Raw genomic sequence first — 14,258 nt, 5'->3', positions numbered from 1 at the left:
CCGCCTGAATCACTTATCTCAGCCCGAGCACGTCCTGCATGTCCCAGATACCCGGCTTGGCGGTGACCACCCACTTGGCGGCGCGCACGGAGCCGCGGGAGAACATATCGCGGGTGTGGGCGCGGTGGGTGAGTTCGATGCGCTCGCCCATGCCGATGAAGTAAACGGTGTGCTCGCCGACGATGTCGCCGCCGCGCACGGTCTGCATGCCGATCTCGTCGTGGGTGCGCTCGCCGCAGATCCCCTCGCGGTGGTAGTTGGCGACCTTGTTGTAGTCGCGCCCCAGCGCGTTGGCCACGACCTCGCCCATCCTGACCGCGGTCCCGGAGGGGGAGTCCTTCTTCAGGCGGTGGTGCGCCTCGACGATCTCGACGTCGAAGTCCTCGCCCAGGATCTTGGCCACGTCGGCCAGTACCTTGAAGCAGACGTTGACGCCCACCGACATGTTGGGGGCGATGATGACCGGGATCTCGCGGGCGAGTTCCGCCGCCAGCGCGCGCTCTTCCGGGGTGAAGCCGGTGGAGCCGATGACGATGGACTTCTTGTAAAGAGCGCAGACTTCCAGGTTTTTCAGGGACACCTTGGGAGCGGTGAAGTCGATCAGGACGTCGCAGCCCTGGACGACGGCGTTGAGGTCGTCGCTGATGGCGACGCCGATGGCGCCGAGACCCGCGTTGTAACCGGCATCCTGTCCCACCATCGGGTGGCCCGGCCGCTCCAGGGCGCCGGAGAGTTCCACGCCTTCGGATTCCTTGATGGCGGCGATGATACGGCCGCCCATCCGGCCGGCAGCCCCGCAAACAGCTATTTTAACCATTGGTTTCTCCATTATATTGATGATGCTGGGGGCCCGGCGAGGAGGCAGGGTTGGGGCGAATGATTATTCCCCCCTACAGTCCCCCATTGTTCCATCCGCTGCGATCACTGTAGGGGCGAATAACATTCGCCCGCTTACCTAGATCAGCTTGTATTCCTTCATGATGGCCACGAGCTTCGCCTTGTTGGCCTCCATGAGCGGGGCCAGCGGCAGGCGGACTTCGTCGTTGCACTTGCCCATGAGGGACACCGCGGTCTTTACCGGAACCGGGTTGCTCTCGATGAACATCGCGTTGGAGATCTTCAGGAGGTACAGGTGCAGCCTCCTTGCCTCCTCCATGTTGCCGGCGTTGAAGGCGTCGACCAGCGAGGAGATTTCTTTCGGCATGATGTTGGCGGTCACCGAGATGACCCCTTTGCCACCGGCCGCCATGATCGGCAGGGTGATGAAGTCGTCACCGGAGAGGACGTCGAGCTTGTCGCCGCAAAGCGCCAGCACCTCGGAAGCCTGCTGCAGCGAGCCGGTGGCCTCCTTGATGGCGACGATGTTCTTGTGCTCGGCGAGACGCGCCACGGTTTCCGGCAGGAGGTTGACGCCGGTGCGGCCCGGTACGTTGTAAAGGATCTGCGGCAGCGCGACCGCGTCGGCGACGGCCTTGTAGTGACGGTACAGGCCTTCCTGGGACGGCTTGTTGTAGTACGGAGTCACCAGGAGCGCACCGTCAGCGCCCAGTTCCTTGGCGTGCTTGGTGATCTCGATGGCCTCGTGGGTGGAATTGGAGCCGGTGCCGGCGATGACCGGAACCCTCTTGTTGACCTGCTCTACCACGATCTGGATGACCCGGTCGTGCTCCTCGTAGCTGAGGGTGGAGGACTCACCGGTGGTGCCGCAGGGCACGATGGCGTCGGTGCCGTTCGCAATCTGGAACTCGACAAGTTCCCTCAGTTTTTCTTCGTCCACCGCATGATTGTTGAACGGGGTCACGATGGCAACGATACTTCCGTGAAACATGGTCTACCTCCTCGTTAGAGCTATGTGAATGGCTAGTGGTGTTTCGATTGTCGCAGCGGCGGACACGAAAGCTTCGCACCCGCTACTCTTGGGCCGGGTCTCCCCACTTGGGAAAGACGGCACTTTACCAACGGTCCTTGACGACCTGTCCTCATTCAACTGGGGACTGTGGCATCGTAAACAAAAAAAGTTTTTATTTCTAACATATAAAGAGATAAAAAGTCAAAGTAATGCTCACCACTATTCCCGCGTCAGGACCGGAGAATTACGGTGGTTGTCTGGTTGTTAACACGGTTCCAGAATGGCGAACAGGACGCCCCCCCGCGGCTTGCACAGGGCGTCTTTAGAAAACTTTCACCTGAAGTGGGAGCAGCCCTAATCCCTGTCCCTCTCCTGGAGTCGAGATGAGACCGCGAGCTGGGGGAAGCGCTCCGGGATCCTGCGCCGATCATCGCCGTCCCCCCTTCCCTCTTCTTCGTGGGAGGGCGAGGTAAGCGTGTCGTAACACGTCGGAGCGAGAAGAGAGCTGAACAGGTTTTCGAGGGGTATTTGCACAAAAATTAGGCTGCCATTTTATGGCCTAAAACCCGCGTTCTCGTGCCGTCGCAAGCAACCACCTTCTTTGACCGCTAAAACAGCTTCTAGAGCCCTTCTTGCTCGTTATACGAACTATTAAATTTTGTTAATCATATCTTGGCGATGAGAACCAACGATCTGGCGTCACCGGAGCAGGGAAGAGTAAAATCTTGCACCGACTCGACCCGGGCACCGAGTTTTTCCAGCTCAGCCTCGGCGGCTACCACTTCCTCGGCGGCGCTCTTCCCTTTCATGGCGACGATGCGTCCTCCCTCCTTCAAAACCGGCAGGGCCATAGCAACGAAGGAAGGTATATCCGAAAAGGCTCGGGAGACAACCCAATCAAAATGACCTGCGTACTGCGCGGCTAAGGTCTCGGCGCGGACATGCACCGCATCGAACCCAACCAGGTTAAGCAGGCGCACCGCCTGTTTCTGAAAGCTGATCTTTTTCACCACCGCATCGACGGACACGATCTCCAGATCCGGTTGCACCAGCTTTACGGGGATACCGGGAAAACCGCCGCCAGAACCGATATCGAGCATGGATCCCGGCCCGCGCACCACTTTGAGCAGGCTCAGCGAATCTACCAAGTGCTTCACCGCGATACCTTCGTCATCGGTTATTGCAGTGAGGTTGATCTTCCGGTTCCACTTCTTCAATTCTTCCGCGAAGAGATCGAGCGTGTTCAACTGGGCCGGAGTCAGATCCAGGCCAAGTTCCAGGGCACCTTTCTTCAGGAGATCCTTGGCGCGTTGGTTCATCGTCCACACCTCGCCTTCACTGCGATCGAAAGGATGGTGATACCTGCAGGCGTGACGCCAGGGATGCGGGAAGCCTGCCCCAGGGTGTCAGGACGGAAGCGGGCAAGCTTTTCACGCACCTCGGTGGAAAGGCCGGAGATTGTGCCGTAATCCATGTCGCCAGGGATCTTGGTGCTCTCAAGCCGCGCGGAACGATCAACCTGCTCCAGTTGGCGCTGAATGTATCCCTGGTACTTGATCTGGATCTCGAGCTGTTCGCGCACCTGCTCCGGCAAATCCATGATGGCAGGGTAGACCCTGGAGAGGTCCTGACAGGTGAACTCGGGGCGCCGCAACAACTGTTCGTAGCTGATCGCGTTTTGCATTCCCGTCAACCCCCACTCCTCCAGCAGTTCCTCACCGGCGGAGGACGGTGCCAGTCTTTCCTTGGAAAGCCGCACCAACTCAGAGTCGATCAATTCCTTTTTGGCCAGGAACGACTTGTAGATCTCATCCTGCACCAGCCCTATCTCGTGCCCTTTCTCCCTCAGGCGAAGATCAGCATTGTCCTCGCGCAGCAGCAGGCGATACTCGGCCCGCGAGGTGAACATGCGGTACGGTTCCTTGGTGCCCAGGGTCACAAGGTCGTCGATCATCACACCGATGTAGGCCTCGCTACGGCCAAGCACCAGCGGTTCTTTATCCTGTACTCTGAGTGCCGCGTTAATACCGGCCATCAGCCCCTGTGCCGCAGCCTCCTCGTAACCGGATGTGCCGTTGATTTGGCCCGCATGATAGAGGTTGCGCACCAGCTTGGTTTCCAGGGAAGCGTGCAGTTGGATCGGGTTGACGTAGTCATACTCAATGGCGTAGGCCGGGCGCATTATCTCGACCCGCTCCAGACCTTCGATGCTCCGGTAGAAGGCCCACTGAATGTCGATGGGGAGCGAGGTGGACATGCCGCTCGGGTAAACTTCGACAGTCTCCCGACCTTCCGGCTCGATGAAGGTCTGGTGCCGATCCTTCTCGGGGAAGCGCACCACCTTGTCCTCGATCGACGGGCAGTAACGCGGACCGATCCCCTCGATGATCCCGGCGTAGAGCGGTGAGCGATCCAGGCCGCTACGGATGATATCGTGGGACTTCGGGTTGGTGTAGGCGATGTGACAGGGCACCTGCGGCTGCTCGATGCGCTCGGTGGAGAAAGAGAACGGAATCGGGTTCTCGTCGCCGTACTGCTTCTCCAGCCGGTCGAAGTCGATGGTCCTGCCGTCCAGGCGCGCCGGCGTACCAGTCTTGAGGCGACCGACATCGAAACCGTAATCTTTAAGCCCGTCGGAAAGGCCGATAGAGGGAAGGTCCCCTGCCCTGCCGCCTGGGTAATTGATCAGGCCGATATGGATCAGGCCGCGCATGAAGGTGCCGGTAGTGAGCACGACGGTCTTGCCGATGAAGCGGACGCCGCCACGGGTATCGACGCCTACCACCTCGCCACCTTCGATCGCCAGGCCCGTCACCTCAACCTGCTTCAGGTCCAGGTAGTCCTGCTGCTCCATCACGTGCTTCATGCGCAGGCGGTACAACTGCTTGTCGGCTTGTGCGCGAGAAGCGCGGACCGCCGGTCCCTTCTTGGTGTTTAGCACGCGGAACTGGATACCGGTCGCATCTATGTTGCGCCCCATCTCGCCGCCAAGGGCATCAATCTCCTTGACGAGGTGTCCCTTGGCCAAGCCACCGATGGCCGGGTTGCAGGACATCAGGGCGATGGCGTCGAGGTTGATGGTAAGCATAAGGGTCGAGCGTCCCATTCGGGCCGCGGCAAGTGCAGCCTCACACCCGGCATGACCGGCACCGACAACAATCACATCGTATTTCTTGTCATAAACTATCAAAACTTGACTCCGTCTACTACGAAAGCTTATGCGCCACCAAGGAAGCAGGTATTGGCGCATGTTCCACGTGAAACAAAACTAAAAAACAACACAATAACAGTTACTTAAATCCAAAATACTTCAATGCCCACTCCATGAAATTGAGTTAAGGTCGGGGTTCTCCTCAGAACCCCGAAAACCCGACTGTCTGTGCCACGAAGCAAATCACGAGGCCCAACGTCCCCCCCTTTGCGAAGGGGGGTCAGTGGGGATTTACTCTTTGCTGGATCATCAGTAATCCCGCTCCTGAACAACAATCTTTCCAACAAGACATGGTAACGATCAAACCGCACCGCTTACTATCGCCGGGGCTCAAACATCAAATGTGCCGTGGCTGGCTCTGCCAAATACGATGCCTGGAGCTTCTACCGCGAAAGGCAAATCCCCCCTGTCCCCCCTTCGCAAAAGGGGGGAACGTTGATTCACCTTGGGAGCGAGGTGGCGAGTCACTCGCTGGGGCAAGCGAATCAGTCGTGACGCCAGCTGAGTCGCTCGGCGCGACAAGCAAGCCACTCGGTGCGACGAACAAGTTACTCGACGCGATGTACATCTTATCCATCGCGGTTCGTAAGTTCTCAACCCCGATGTACAACTTATCCATCGCGGTTCATAAGTTCTCAACCGCGATGTACATCTTATCAATCGCGCTTCATAAGTCCTCAACCCCGATGTACAACTTATCTATCGCGGTTCATGATTTCTCAATTGCGATATACAACTTCTGCATCGTTGTTCATAAGTTCTCAATCGGGATGCACAACTTCTCCATCGCGGTTCATAAGTTCTCAACTGCGATGCACGACTTATTTATCGATGTTCATAAGTTCTCAACCGCGATGTACAACTTATCCATCGCGATTCGTAACTTCTCAGCCGCAATGTACCAATCATCCACAGCGAGTTACAAGTTACACAAATCGGGAAACAATGGTCCAATGCTCCAAGGTGCCGATGGCAAGAGTGATATTCCATTCACAACCAGAAACGCAGCCACCATAAGGCAATCAGTCGAGCACCACAACGCTGCGACAAAACTGTAGAAAACAGAATTGTTTCACGTGAAACATCGATAATGGCATGCTTTACCGAATGATTACCCCCTACTTCCCGATACAGAAGCTTGAGAAGATCCTATCCAACACGTCGTCTGCAGTCGTCTCTCCGGTGACCTCCCCTACCGCATCAAGCGCATCACGCAGATCCACCGGCAGCAATTCCATGTTCACTCCTGCCTCAAGGTTGGCAACAAATGACTGCAGCGAGGTAAGTGCCTTAAGCAGCGCGTCACGATGGCGAGCCTTCGATACCGCAACAAACTCACGACCATCGATGGCGTGACCATGCATGAAGGCATTGGTAATGGCATTCCGAAGTTCAGGCACACCATCCCCTGTCAGGGTGGATATGGCAACGACCGGACCGGAACACGCTTCCGGCAGCACGGCATTCACCTGCAGGTCGGCCTTGTTGCGAACCACAATATAACTCTTGTTCCCAATCGCCCCCAAGATGGCGGCATCGTCCTCGCCGAACTCGCTGGAGCCGTCGATGACAAAGAGCACCAGGTCGGCCTTGGGTATGCGGTCCAACGAAAGACGGACACCCTCCTGCTCGACCTGATCCTCTGATTCACGTATCCCGGCCGTATCCAAAAGCTTGACCGGCAGGCCATTGATGTTGACCACTTCCTCGATCAGGTCCCGTGTGGTGCCGGGAACGGAGGTAACTATGGCCCGCTTCTCCTTCAATAACGTGTTGAGCAGGCTCGATTTGCCGACGTTGGGCTTGCCGGAGATGACCACCGACACCCCTTCACGCAGCACCCTCCCCTCGTCGAATCCCTCGATCAGGGCTTCAAGTTCAGCCAAAGCGGGCGCTACCTTGCCGAGCACGTCGGTTTCAACCGCCACGTCGACGTCATCCTCGGGGAAGTCGATAAGCGCCTCCACGTAGGCCAGGGCATAAACAATCCCTTCCTTCACGGTGGTAATGCGCCTTGAAAGCAGCCCCTCGCGTTGGTGCTGGGCCAGGGCAAGCGACGCGTCGGTACGGCTGGAGATTACGTCCATGACAGCCTCGGCCTGCACGAGGTCTATCCTGCCGTTCAGAAAGGCACGCTTGGTGAATTCTCCGGGCTCTGCCAGTCGCGCCCCTTCAGTCAGCACCAATGACAATATGCGGGATACCACCAGCGTCCCCCCGTGGCACTGTATCTCGACCACGTCCTCACGGGTGTAGGAGTTGGGGCCTTTCATATAGACCACCATGGCCTCATCGACCAGGTCGCCGTTGCCAGGGTTTACCACGTCACCATAAGAAAAACGGTGGCTTTTTAGGCCACCGTTCGACTTTGCTCTGAAGATGCTGCTTGCGATGGGCAGGGAGGCAGGGCCGCTGATCCTTACGATCCCGATTCCCCCCTCACCTATCGCTGTGCTGATTGCTGCTATTGTGTCGCGAACATACATTGCTTTGATCCACTTTTAGGTCAGTCGGCAACCGACTTGTTGATGTACATCTGCTGCGCGATGGTCAGCACGTTGTTGACCAGCCAGTAGATGACCAGGCCGGACGGGAAGTTCAGGAACATGAAGGTGAAGACGACCGGCAGCATCAGCATCATCTTTGCCTGCACCGGATCCATGTTGGTCGGGGTCATCTTCTGCTGGATGAACATGGTGGCGCCCATGATGAGCGGGGTCACGTAGTACGGGTCCTTGGCGGAGAGGTCGGTGATCCAGAGATAGAACGGCGCGTGCCTGAGCTCGATGGAGTACATGAGCGAGCGGTACAGGCCGAAGAACACCGGGATCTGGACCAGCATCGGGAGGCAGCCACCCAGCGGGTTGACCTTGTGGGTCTTGTAGAGTTCCATCACGGCGCGGTTCATGGCGTCGCGGTCGTTCTTGTGCTTTTCCTTCAACTCGGTCATCTTCGGCTGCAGCTTCTGCATGTCCTTCATAGACTTGTAGCTCTTGTGCGTAAGCGGGAAGAACACGAGCTTCAGGATGCAGGTGATGATGATGATGGCGATGCCGTAGTTGCCGGTGTACTTGTAGAGGAACTTCAGGAAGACCACCAGCGGCTTCGCGATGGGGGCGAACCAGCCGTAGTCGATGACCTCTTCCAGCCTGCTGCCCTGTGCCTTGAGGATGTCGAGATCTTTCGGGCCGTAGTACACGGCGTAGTTAATGGCTGTGCTCTGGCCGGGGGCAACGGTGACGGTCGGGGAAACGATGTCCCTCACGCTCGCGTCGGTGGACGGACGGGACAGGCGCACCTGGGCGATGCTACCCTTCTCGGCGATGACGCTTTCCATGAAGTACTTGTCGGCGAAGGCGGACCAGACGATGTTCTTGTCGAACTGCACCGGCGTCTTGAGCAGGCTGTCAAGCTTCTCGCTCTTGACGGCGTTGTCAGTGAGGGTCGAGGGACCGTACACTTCGTAGCGGCCGCCACCGGCTTTCTGATCAACCACGCGAGAGTTCTGCAGCAGGTGCAGCGGTGCGGCAACCTGTGCGGTGCCGCCATTCTGCACCTGCTCGGTGAGCTGGATCCGGTAAGCGTCGCCGGAAAAGCTGTAAGTCTTCTTGAACACGATCCCCTGCGGGGTGGTAGTGGTGAAGTCGAGGGTACCCTTGTTGGCGCCAGTGAGCTTCAGGACGCTGCCACTGACGTTGTAGAGTGCGGTCGGGTTGAGGCCGAGTTCGCGGGAGTCGCTGAGCAGATTGTACCGGTTGGCTGCGGTCTCGTTGACGAGGACGATGCCCTGCCCCTTTGCACCTGCGACATCCTTGTACTTCTTCAGCACCAGTTTCTTGAGGCCAGCACCCTGGGTGGAGAAGACGGCGCTGTAAAGGTCGGTGTCGACGGTGATGTCGCGGGCGGCGCCAGCGGGTGCTGCCGGCACGGCGATGGGGGCTGCTGCGGATGCTGCAAGAGGCGCAGCCTGCGGAGCGGCGGCTACGGTGGCCGAGGTCACTGCGCCCTGCTTGGCGTTACCAGCAGGCGGAACAGGTTTAGCGGGCGGAAAGATAAAAGAATAAGCGTACAGAACTCCGATGGAGAGCAGTATCGCTATGATAGTACGTTTTTCCATTTCAATCTCCTGGAAGGACTATTTGACCGGATCGTAACCACCCGGGTGAAACGGATGACACTTGAGAATGCGCGCAGCCGTCAGCCACAACCCCTTAAAAGGGCCGTATTTTTCCAATGCTTGTAAGGAGTAGTGCGAACAGGTAGGGTAAAAACGGCAGGATGGGGCCTTGAGCGGAGAGATGAATCTCTGGTAGAGAACGATCAGGCCTTTGAGTGTGCTAGTGACCATGTTTTTTACGCAGCCGCCCGAAGGCGGCTGCGAGCTCGGTTGAGATCTGGTGAAAGTCAAGCAAGTCAGCTCCTTTCTTGGCGACGATATTGAAATCGGCCGAGATGAAAAGAGGCTTGTTCTGCCTGTAAAATTCCCGCAGTCTTCTCTTGATGCTGTTTCTGATTACGGCGTTCCCTACCTTTTTGCTAACGGTAAACCCGACCCTGGTGGCACACCCGTCTTTAACCTTCCACAGCAACAGAAAGTGCGGCGTGTGCATCTTCGACGCGCCGTCGTTAAATTGCAGGAATTCGGGGCGCCTGCGCAGGCGTTCAGCCTTAGGGAAATCCGAGCAGGACAAAAAGGAGATTACTTGGTGGCAATGCCTACGGAGAGACGCTTGCGACCTTTCGCCCTTCTCCTCTTGATAACGAGACGGCCGTTCTTGGTGGCCATACGCACGAGGAAGCCGTGGGTCCTTTTCCTGGAAGTATTGCTGGGCTGGTAAGTTCTTTTCATCTTTATCTACTCCTTAAGTCTTAGGGTAATCAATGTTTTTAAAGGCAAGTGTCGAACTTAAACATAAAGGCCAATTCTTGTCAAGACGTTTCTTTAAAGCCAAGTTTTGCCTTGCAAAAAAAGGGGATGACATGGTAGTGTGACACCCCGAAAATCTTAACATAGGCTTATTCTGTTTAAAACCAGCTAAGCCTTTGAAATTGTGTAACTTATCTATTATCAACAGTTGTTGATAAAGCTGTTTAAAAACAGTGAAAAAAAGGCCTCTCTCCATGGAAAATATTTGGCTGGAAGCCCAGGCAAATCTTAAACAAGTATTAACTGAGCAGACTTACACGACCTGGATAGAGCCGCTTAAGTTCCTTGGCGCCACCGTAGACACCGTAGTCCTCGAAGTACCGAGCTCGTTCTTTCAGAAATGGGTTACTGACAAGTACCTCTCAATGATCAAGGAAGTACTCTCCGCGATCACCTCAAAGACCTACCACGTCGAGTTCCACGTCGCCGAATCGAAGCCCGAGTCTTCCGAGCCCAAGGCGGAGAAGGAGCCTAAGGCCAAGAGCAAGGATAAGGATAAAGAGAAGGAAGGCGAAAGGGACAAGGAGAAGGAGAAGGAGAAGGACAAAAAGCCGGAACTGGTCCCCAACCTCAACCCCAAGTACACCTTCGAGTCCTTCGTGTCCGGGCCGAGCAACCAGTTTGCCTATGCGGCGTCCCAGGCTGTCGCCAACAAGCCGGCCTCCAACTACAACCCGCTCTTCATTTACGGGGGCGTTGGTCTGGGCAAGACGCACCTGGTGAATGCCATCGGCAACCAGATCCTGGCCAAGAACCCAAGGGCAAAGATCTGCTACTACTCGTCCGAGAAGTTCATGAACGAGATGATCAACTCGCTGCGCTACAAGAAGATGGACGAGTTCCGCAACAAGTTCAGGAAGATGGACCTGCTGCTCATCGACGACATCCAGTTCATGGCCGGAAAAGAGGCGACCCAGGAGGAGTTCTTCCACACCTTCAACGCGCTCTACGAGTCGCACAAGCAGATCGTGGTCACCTCGGACAAGTTCCCCAAGGACATCCCGGGCCTCGAAGAGCGCCTGAGATCGCGCTTCGAGTGGGGCCTGATCGCGGACATCCAGCCGCCGGGTGTAGAAACCAAGGTCGCCATCCTCAAGAAGAAGTCCGACATGCACGCGGTGAACCTCCCCGACGACGTGGCGCTCTTCCTCGCTGAAGGCGCCACCAGCAACATCCGCGAACTGGAAGGGATGCTGATCCGCCTTGAGGCCTTCGCGAGCCTGACCGGTAAAGAGATCACCCTTGCTATGGCGCGCGAGGTGATGAAGGACATCATCGTCGAGAAGACCCGCGACATCAGCGTGGAGATGATCCAGAAGATGGTCGCCGACCACTTTCGCATCAAGCTTTCGGAGCTCAAGTCGGACAAGCGCATCAAGACCCTGGTGGTGCCGCGCCAGATCGCCATATATATATGCCGGGAGCTGACCAAGGCCTCCTACCCGGAGATCGGCGAGAAATTCGGCGGCAAGGACCACTCGACCATCATCCACTCGGTGAAGAAAATAGAGAAGCAATTGGCGGCCGACGCGGACCTGAAGGCGACTGTGGAAGACATCAAGAAAAGGCTGTTCACATAGTGGGGATAACTGTGGACAAACAGCCCGTCGCAGGCACTGTCAAAAAAGCCTGTGCAGAAATGACGATAAACGGGCGGTTTATCCCTGTGAGTTGCAAGACCCAAAAGCGGAACAGTTTCAAAGAGTAACGGGGTTGTCCACAGTATCAACAGGACACTATCTACTACTACAATCTTTAAGATAAAACATAATAATAAAACCATAAGTGGAGAGAGACATGGAATTCAGGATCAGCAAAGAGATTTTTATGAAAGCCCTCCAGAGGATTCAGGGGATCGTAGAAAAACGCAACACCATGCCCATTCTCTCCAACGCACTGCTGGAGGTTCAGAACGACCAGCTCTTCATCACCGCCACCGATCTAGAGGTCGGCATGAAGAGCTCCTACCCGACCACCGTGATCCGCGAAGGCAAGATTACCGTCTCCGCCAAGAAACTCTACGAGATCGTCAAGGAGATGCCGGACGAGGAAATCCTTTTCACCACCAAGGACAACGACTGGGTTGAGATCACCTGCGGCAAGGCCCGCTTCAACATCGTAGGTCTCTCGTCGGAGGAGTTCCCCTACTTCCCCAAGGTGAAGGAGGAGAGCTTCCTGGTCTTCAAGAACGAGATCCTGGCCGACATGATCGAGAAGACCTCCTATGCCATCTGCTACGACGAAACCAAGTACAACCTGAACGGTATCTTCATCAAAGCATTCGACGAGAACGGCAGCAACGTCCTCAAGATGGTGGCGACCGACGGTCATCGCCTCTCCGTTGCCCAAAAGGAGATCAACGGCAACATCACCGCCGAGCTCTCCAAGGGGGTCATCTTCCCGAGGAAGGGTATCTTCGAGTTGAAGAAGATGGTGGAGGAGGAAGACGGCGAGATCATGCTCGGCTTCATGGACAACAGCGCCGTCATCAAGAAGGGGAACACCGTGGTGGTGATGCGACTCATCGACGGCGAGTTCCCGGACTACACCAAGGTCATCCCGGTCGCCAACGACCGCATCGTCCAGATCAACCGCGACAAGTTCCTCCATTCCCTGAAAAGGATGTCGATCCTCTCCAGCGAGAAGTTCAAAGGGGTCAAGATCGAGGTTAATCCGGAGCTGGTGATCATCTCCTCCAGCAACCCGGAACTGGGCGAGGCGCGCGAGGAGATCGAGATCGAGTACGACGGCAACGCCATCTCGGCCCGTTTCAACGCCAAGTACCTGATCGACGTCCTTTCGGTCATGGAGCAGCGCGAGGTGGAGCTGAAGCTGAAGGACGAGCTCTCCCCGGTAATCATGAAGGCAGCGGACGGCGAGGAGTTCCTGGCGGTCATCATGCCGATGAGGCTGTAAAAGACAGAAAAGATTAAGATAAAGATTAAGAAAACCGGAAACAGCAGGCGGATATGGAAGAATTACTGGAAATCACCTCGTTTTCTTAATCTCAATCTTTGTCTCAATCTGTCTTTATGAAACTTATAAAACTCAAACTTGCTTCATTCCGTAACCTGCAGAACATCGAGCTTGTTCCAGGCAAGAAGTTCAACGTTTTTTACGGCAACAACGGCCAGGGCAAGACCAACCTGCTGGAATCGATCTACCTCCTCGCCACGATGAAGTCCTTCAAGCAGGCGAAAAACGTCGAGCTGATCGCGTTCGGTTCGGAGTTTGCGCTGATCAAGGGAATCGTGGAGCGGGACCGGGTCAGCAGGGAAATAGCCCTCCTGTTGGAGAAGCAGGGTAAGAAGGCGAAGATAGACGCGAAGATAGCCACGCGTCTCGACGACTTCTTCGGCAGCCTGAACGTAGTGCTCTTCACGCCGGAAGAGATTTCCATGGTGCGCGGAGGGCCGGACCTTAGGCGCAGGTACCTGGATCGAGCGGTCTTCACCTGCGATCTGAGTTACCTGGCCGCCTTCCACGACTACTCGAAGATACTGAAGAACCGCAACGCCTTGTTGAAGGTCGGCGACGGGAGCGGGATCGAGGTCTGGACCGAGCAGTTGATCCAGGCGGCGCAACTGGTGATAGAGAGAAGAAAGGCGTACCTGGCCGAGATAGGAAAACTGCTGCAGGGCTTCTACAGCGAGATTTCCGGCAACGACGAGACGGTGCAGATCGAGTACCGGCTGCACGGGGTGGACCAGAAGGCCTATAGCGCGGATCCGGCCGCCGCACTCGCCGATGCCCTCAAGGCGCACGCGGCGGAAGAGAAGAGACGCCAGACCACGGCCATCGGGCCGCACCGGGATGACCTCTACTTCGGTTTGAACGGCCGCTCGGCCCGGCACTTCGCGTCGCAGGGACAGCAGAGGTCCTTCGTGCTGGCGCTCAAGATGGCGGAGATAGAGTACATCACCAGGTGCTTTGAGGCGCCGCCGGTGCTCCTGCTGGACGACATGACCAGCGAGCTGGACCGCGAGCGCAACCAGAACCTGATGGATTTTTTAAAGAAAAGAGAGATGCAGGTCTTCATCACCACCACGTCGCTCTCAAACGTGGCGGTCGAGGAGATGGAAGACAACAAGACGTTTCGTATCAAAGAAGGCCGCATTTCAGAGTGATGCTGCGAAGTAGACAAACTCCTCCCCCTCCCTTGACGGGAGGGGGTCGGGGGGTGGGTGAAGCCGCAAGCTGAGGCAATGATGGCACCCTCCCCCACCCCCTAGCCCCCTCCCGCGAGGGGCGGGGGAACAGAACAGAAAAGT

Annotated in this window: 13 protein-coding genes; 4 read left to right on the top strand and 9 right to left on the bottom strand. The window is 56.5% G+C overall.

Annotated elements, in window-relative coordinates; genetic code table 11:
- Positions 1 to 13: 13 nt before the first annotated feature.
- From dapB to mnmG, 4 genes are all read right to left on the bottom strand, one after another.
- A complete protein-coding gene (dapB, locus tag JFN90_RS01060) occupies positions 14 to 817 on the bottom strand; it encodes a 4-hydroxy-tetrahydrodipicolinate reductase (protein ID WP_199393250.1) in 804 nt (267 codons plus the stop codon).
- Between the two features lie 138 nt (positions 818 to 955).
- Complete coding sequence (gene dapA / locus JFN90_RS01055; RefSeq protein WP_199393249.1) at positions 956 to 1,828, bottom strand: 4-hydroxy-tetrahydrodipicolinate synthase; 873 nt, start codon at positions 1,826 to 1,828, stop codon at positions 956 to 958.
- A gap of 686 nt (positions 1,829 to 2,514) precedes the next feature.
- A complete protein-coding gene (gene rsmG / locus JFN90_RS01050) occupies positions 2,515 to 3,168 on the bottom strand; it encodes a 16S rRNA (guanine(527)-N(7))-methyltransferase RsmG (protein WP_199393248.1) in 654 nt (217 codons plus the stop codon).
- Positions 3,165 to 5,099 (bottom strand): tRNA uridine-5-carboxymethylaminomethyl(34) synthesis enzyme MnmG, encoded by a 1,935-nt coding sequence (mnmG, locus tag JFN90_RS01045; protein WP_236018788.1) that lies wholly within the window; start codon positions 5,097 to 5,099, stop codon positions 3,165 to 3,167. Before mnmG ends, rsmG begins: the two co-directional genes overlap by 4 nt.
- Positions 5,100 to 5,551: 452 nt before the next feature.
- Here mnmG and JFN90_RS01040 point away from each other — a divergent pair, with 452 nt between their 5' ends.
- Positions 5,552 to 6,118, top strand: a complete 567-nt coding sequence (locus tag JFN90_RS01040; protein ID WP_199393246.1) for a hypothetical protein — start codon at positions 5,552 to 5,554, stop codon at positions 6,116 to 6,118.
- Between the two features lie 60 nt (positions 6,119 to 6,178).
- On the opposite strand, the gene mnmE is transcribed toward JFN90_RS01040, so the two are convergent.
- The 5 genes from mnmE to rpmH are packed head-to-tail and all read right to left on the bottom strand — an operon-like array spanning position 6,179 to position 9,909.
- Positions 6,179 to 7,546 (bottom strand): tRNA uridine-5-carboxymethylaminomethyl(34) synthesis GTPase MnmE, encoded by a 1,368-nt coding sequence (mnmE, locus tag JFN90_RS01035; RefSeq protein ID WP_199393245.1) that lies wholly within the window; start codon positions 7,544 to 7,546, stop codon positions 6,179 to 6,181.
- Between the two features lie 20 nt (positions 7,547 to 7,566).
- Positions 7,567 to 9,177: a membrane protein insertase YidC gene (yidC, locus tag JFN90_RS01030; RefSeq protein WP_199393244.1), complete on the bottom strand. Its 1,611-nt coding sequence runs from the start codon at positions 9,175 to 9,177 to the stop codon at positions 7,567 to 7,569.
- A gap of 18 nt (positions 9,178 to 9,195) precedes the next feature.
- Positions 9,196 to 9,408 (bottom strand): membrane protein insertion efficiency factor YidD, encoded by a 213-nt coding sequence (gene yidD, locus JFN90_RS01025; RefSeq protein WP_199393243.1) that lies wholly within the window; start codon positions 9,406 to 9,408, stop codon positions 9,196 to 9,198.
- Positions 9,398 to 9,751, bottom strand: a complete 354-nt coding sequence (gene rnpA / locus JFN90_RS01020; protein WP_199393242.1) for a ribonuclease P protein component — start codon at positions 9,749 to 9,751, stop codon at positions 9,398 to 9,400. Before rnpA ends, yidD begins: the two co-directional genes overlap by 11 nt.
- Before the next feature lie 8 nt (positions 9,752 to 9,759).
- A complete protein-coding gene (gene rpmH / locus JFN90_RS01015) occupies positions 9,760 to 9,909 on the bottom strand; it encodes a 50S ribosomal protein L34 (protein WP_183344104.1) in 150 nt (49 codons plus the stop codon).
- Between the two features lie 272 nt (positions 9,910 to 10,181).
- Between rpmH and dnaA the strand changes: the two genes are divergently transcribed.
- The 3 genes from dnaA to recF all read left to right on the top strand — a co-directional run bounded on the left by dnaA (position 10,182) and on the right by recF (position 14,114).
- Positions 10,182 to 11,567 (top strand): chromosomal replication initiator protein DnaA, encoded by a 1,386-nt coding sequence (gene dnaA, locus JFN90_RS01010; RefSeq protein WP_199393241.1) that lies wholly within the window; start codon positions 10,182 to 10,184, stop codon positions 11,565 to 11,567.
- Positions 11,568 to 11,784: 217 nt separating this feature from the next.
- Complete coding sequence (gene dnaN, locus JFN90_RS01005; RefSeq protein WP_199393240.1) at positions 11,785 to 12,903, top strand: DNA polymerase III subunit beta; 1,119 nt, start codon at positions 11,785 to 11,787, stop codon at positions 12,901 to 12,903.
- A 116-nt stretch (positions 12,904 to 13,019) separates the two neighbouring features.
- The gene (gene recF, locus JFN90_RS01000; RefSeq protein WP_199393239.1) at positions 13,020 to 14,114 is read left to right on the top strand and encodes a DNA replication/repair protein RecF; all 1,095 of its coding nucleotides are present in this window, start codon (positions 13,020 to 13,022) and stop codon (positions 14,112 to 14,114) included.
- The last annotated feature ends 144 nt before the right edge of the window (positions 14,115 to 14,258 follow it).

This window comes from Geomonas propionica (genome assembly GCF_016458235.1).
Classification (GTDB): domain Bacteria; phylum Desulfobacterota; class Desulfuromonadia; order Geobacterales; family Geobacteraceae; genus Geomonas; species Geomonas propionica.
This window is presented reverse-complemented; position numbering and strand designations above follow the sequence as displayed.

What these genes read in the sequence shown, in the direction of transcription:
- dapB (WP_199393250.1), bottom strand. Translation starts at nt 817, where the DNA reads ATGGTTAAAATAGCTGTTTGCGGGGCTGCCGGCCGGATGGGCGGCCGT.
- dapA (WP_199393249.1), bottom strand. Translation starts at nt 1,828, where the DNA reads ATGTTTCACGGAAGTATCGTTGCCATCGTGACCCCGTTCAACAATCAT.
- rsmG (WP_199393248.1), bottom strand. Translation starts at nt 3,168, where the DNA reads ATGAACCAACGCGCCAAGGATCTCCTGAAGAAAGGTGCCCTGGAACTT.
- mnmG (WP_236018788.1), bottom strand. Translation starts at nt 5,099, where the DNA reads ATGCGCCAATACCTGCTTCCTTGGTGGCGCATAAGCTTTCGTAGTAGA.
- mnmE (WP_199393245.1), bottom strand. Translation starts at nt 7,546, where the DNA reads ATGTATGTTCGCGACACAATAGCAGCAATCAGCACAGCGATAGGTGAG.
- yidC (WP_199393244.1), bottom strand. Translation starts at nt 9,177, where the DNA reads ATGGAAAAACGTACTATCATAGCGATACTGCTCTCCATCGGAGTTCTG.
- yidD (WP_199393243.1), bottom strand. Translation starts at nt 9,408, where the DNA reads ATGGTCACTAGCACACTCAAAGGCCTGATCGTTCTCTACCAGAGATTC.
- rpmH (WP_183344104.1), bottom strand. Translation starts at nt 9,909, where the DNA reads ATGAAAAGAACTTACCAGCCCAGCAATACTTCCAGGAAAAGGACCCAC.
- dnaA (WP_199393241.1), top strand. Translation starts at nt 10,182, where the DNA reads ATGGAAAATATTTGGCTGGAAGCCCAGGCAAATCTTAAACAAGTATTA.
- dnaN (WP_199393240.1), top strand. Translation starts at nt 11,785, where the DNA reads ATGGAATTCAGGATCAGCAAAGAGATTTTTATGAAAGCCCTCCAGAGG.
- recF (WP_199393239.1), top strand. Translation starts at nt 13,020, where the DNA reads ATGAAACTTATAAAACTCAAACTTGCTTCATTCCGTAACCTGCAGAAC.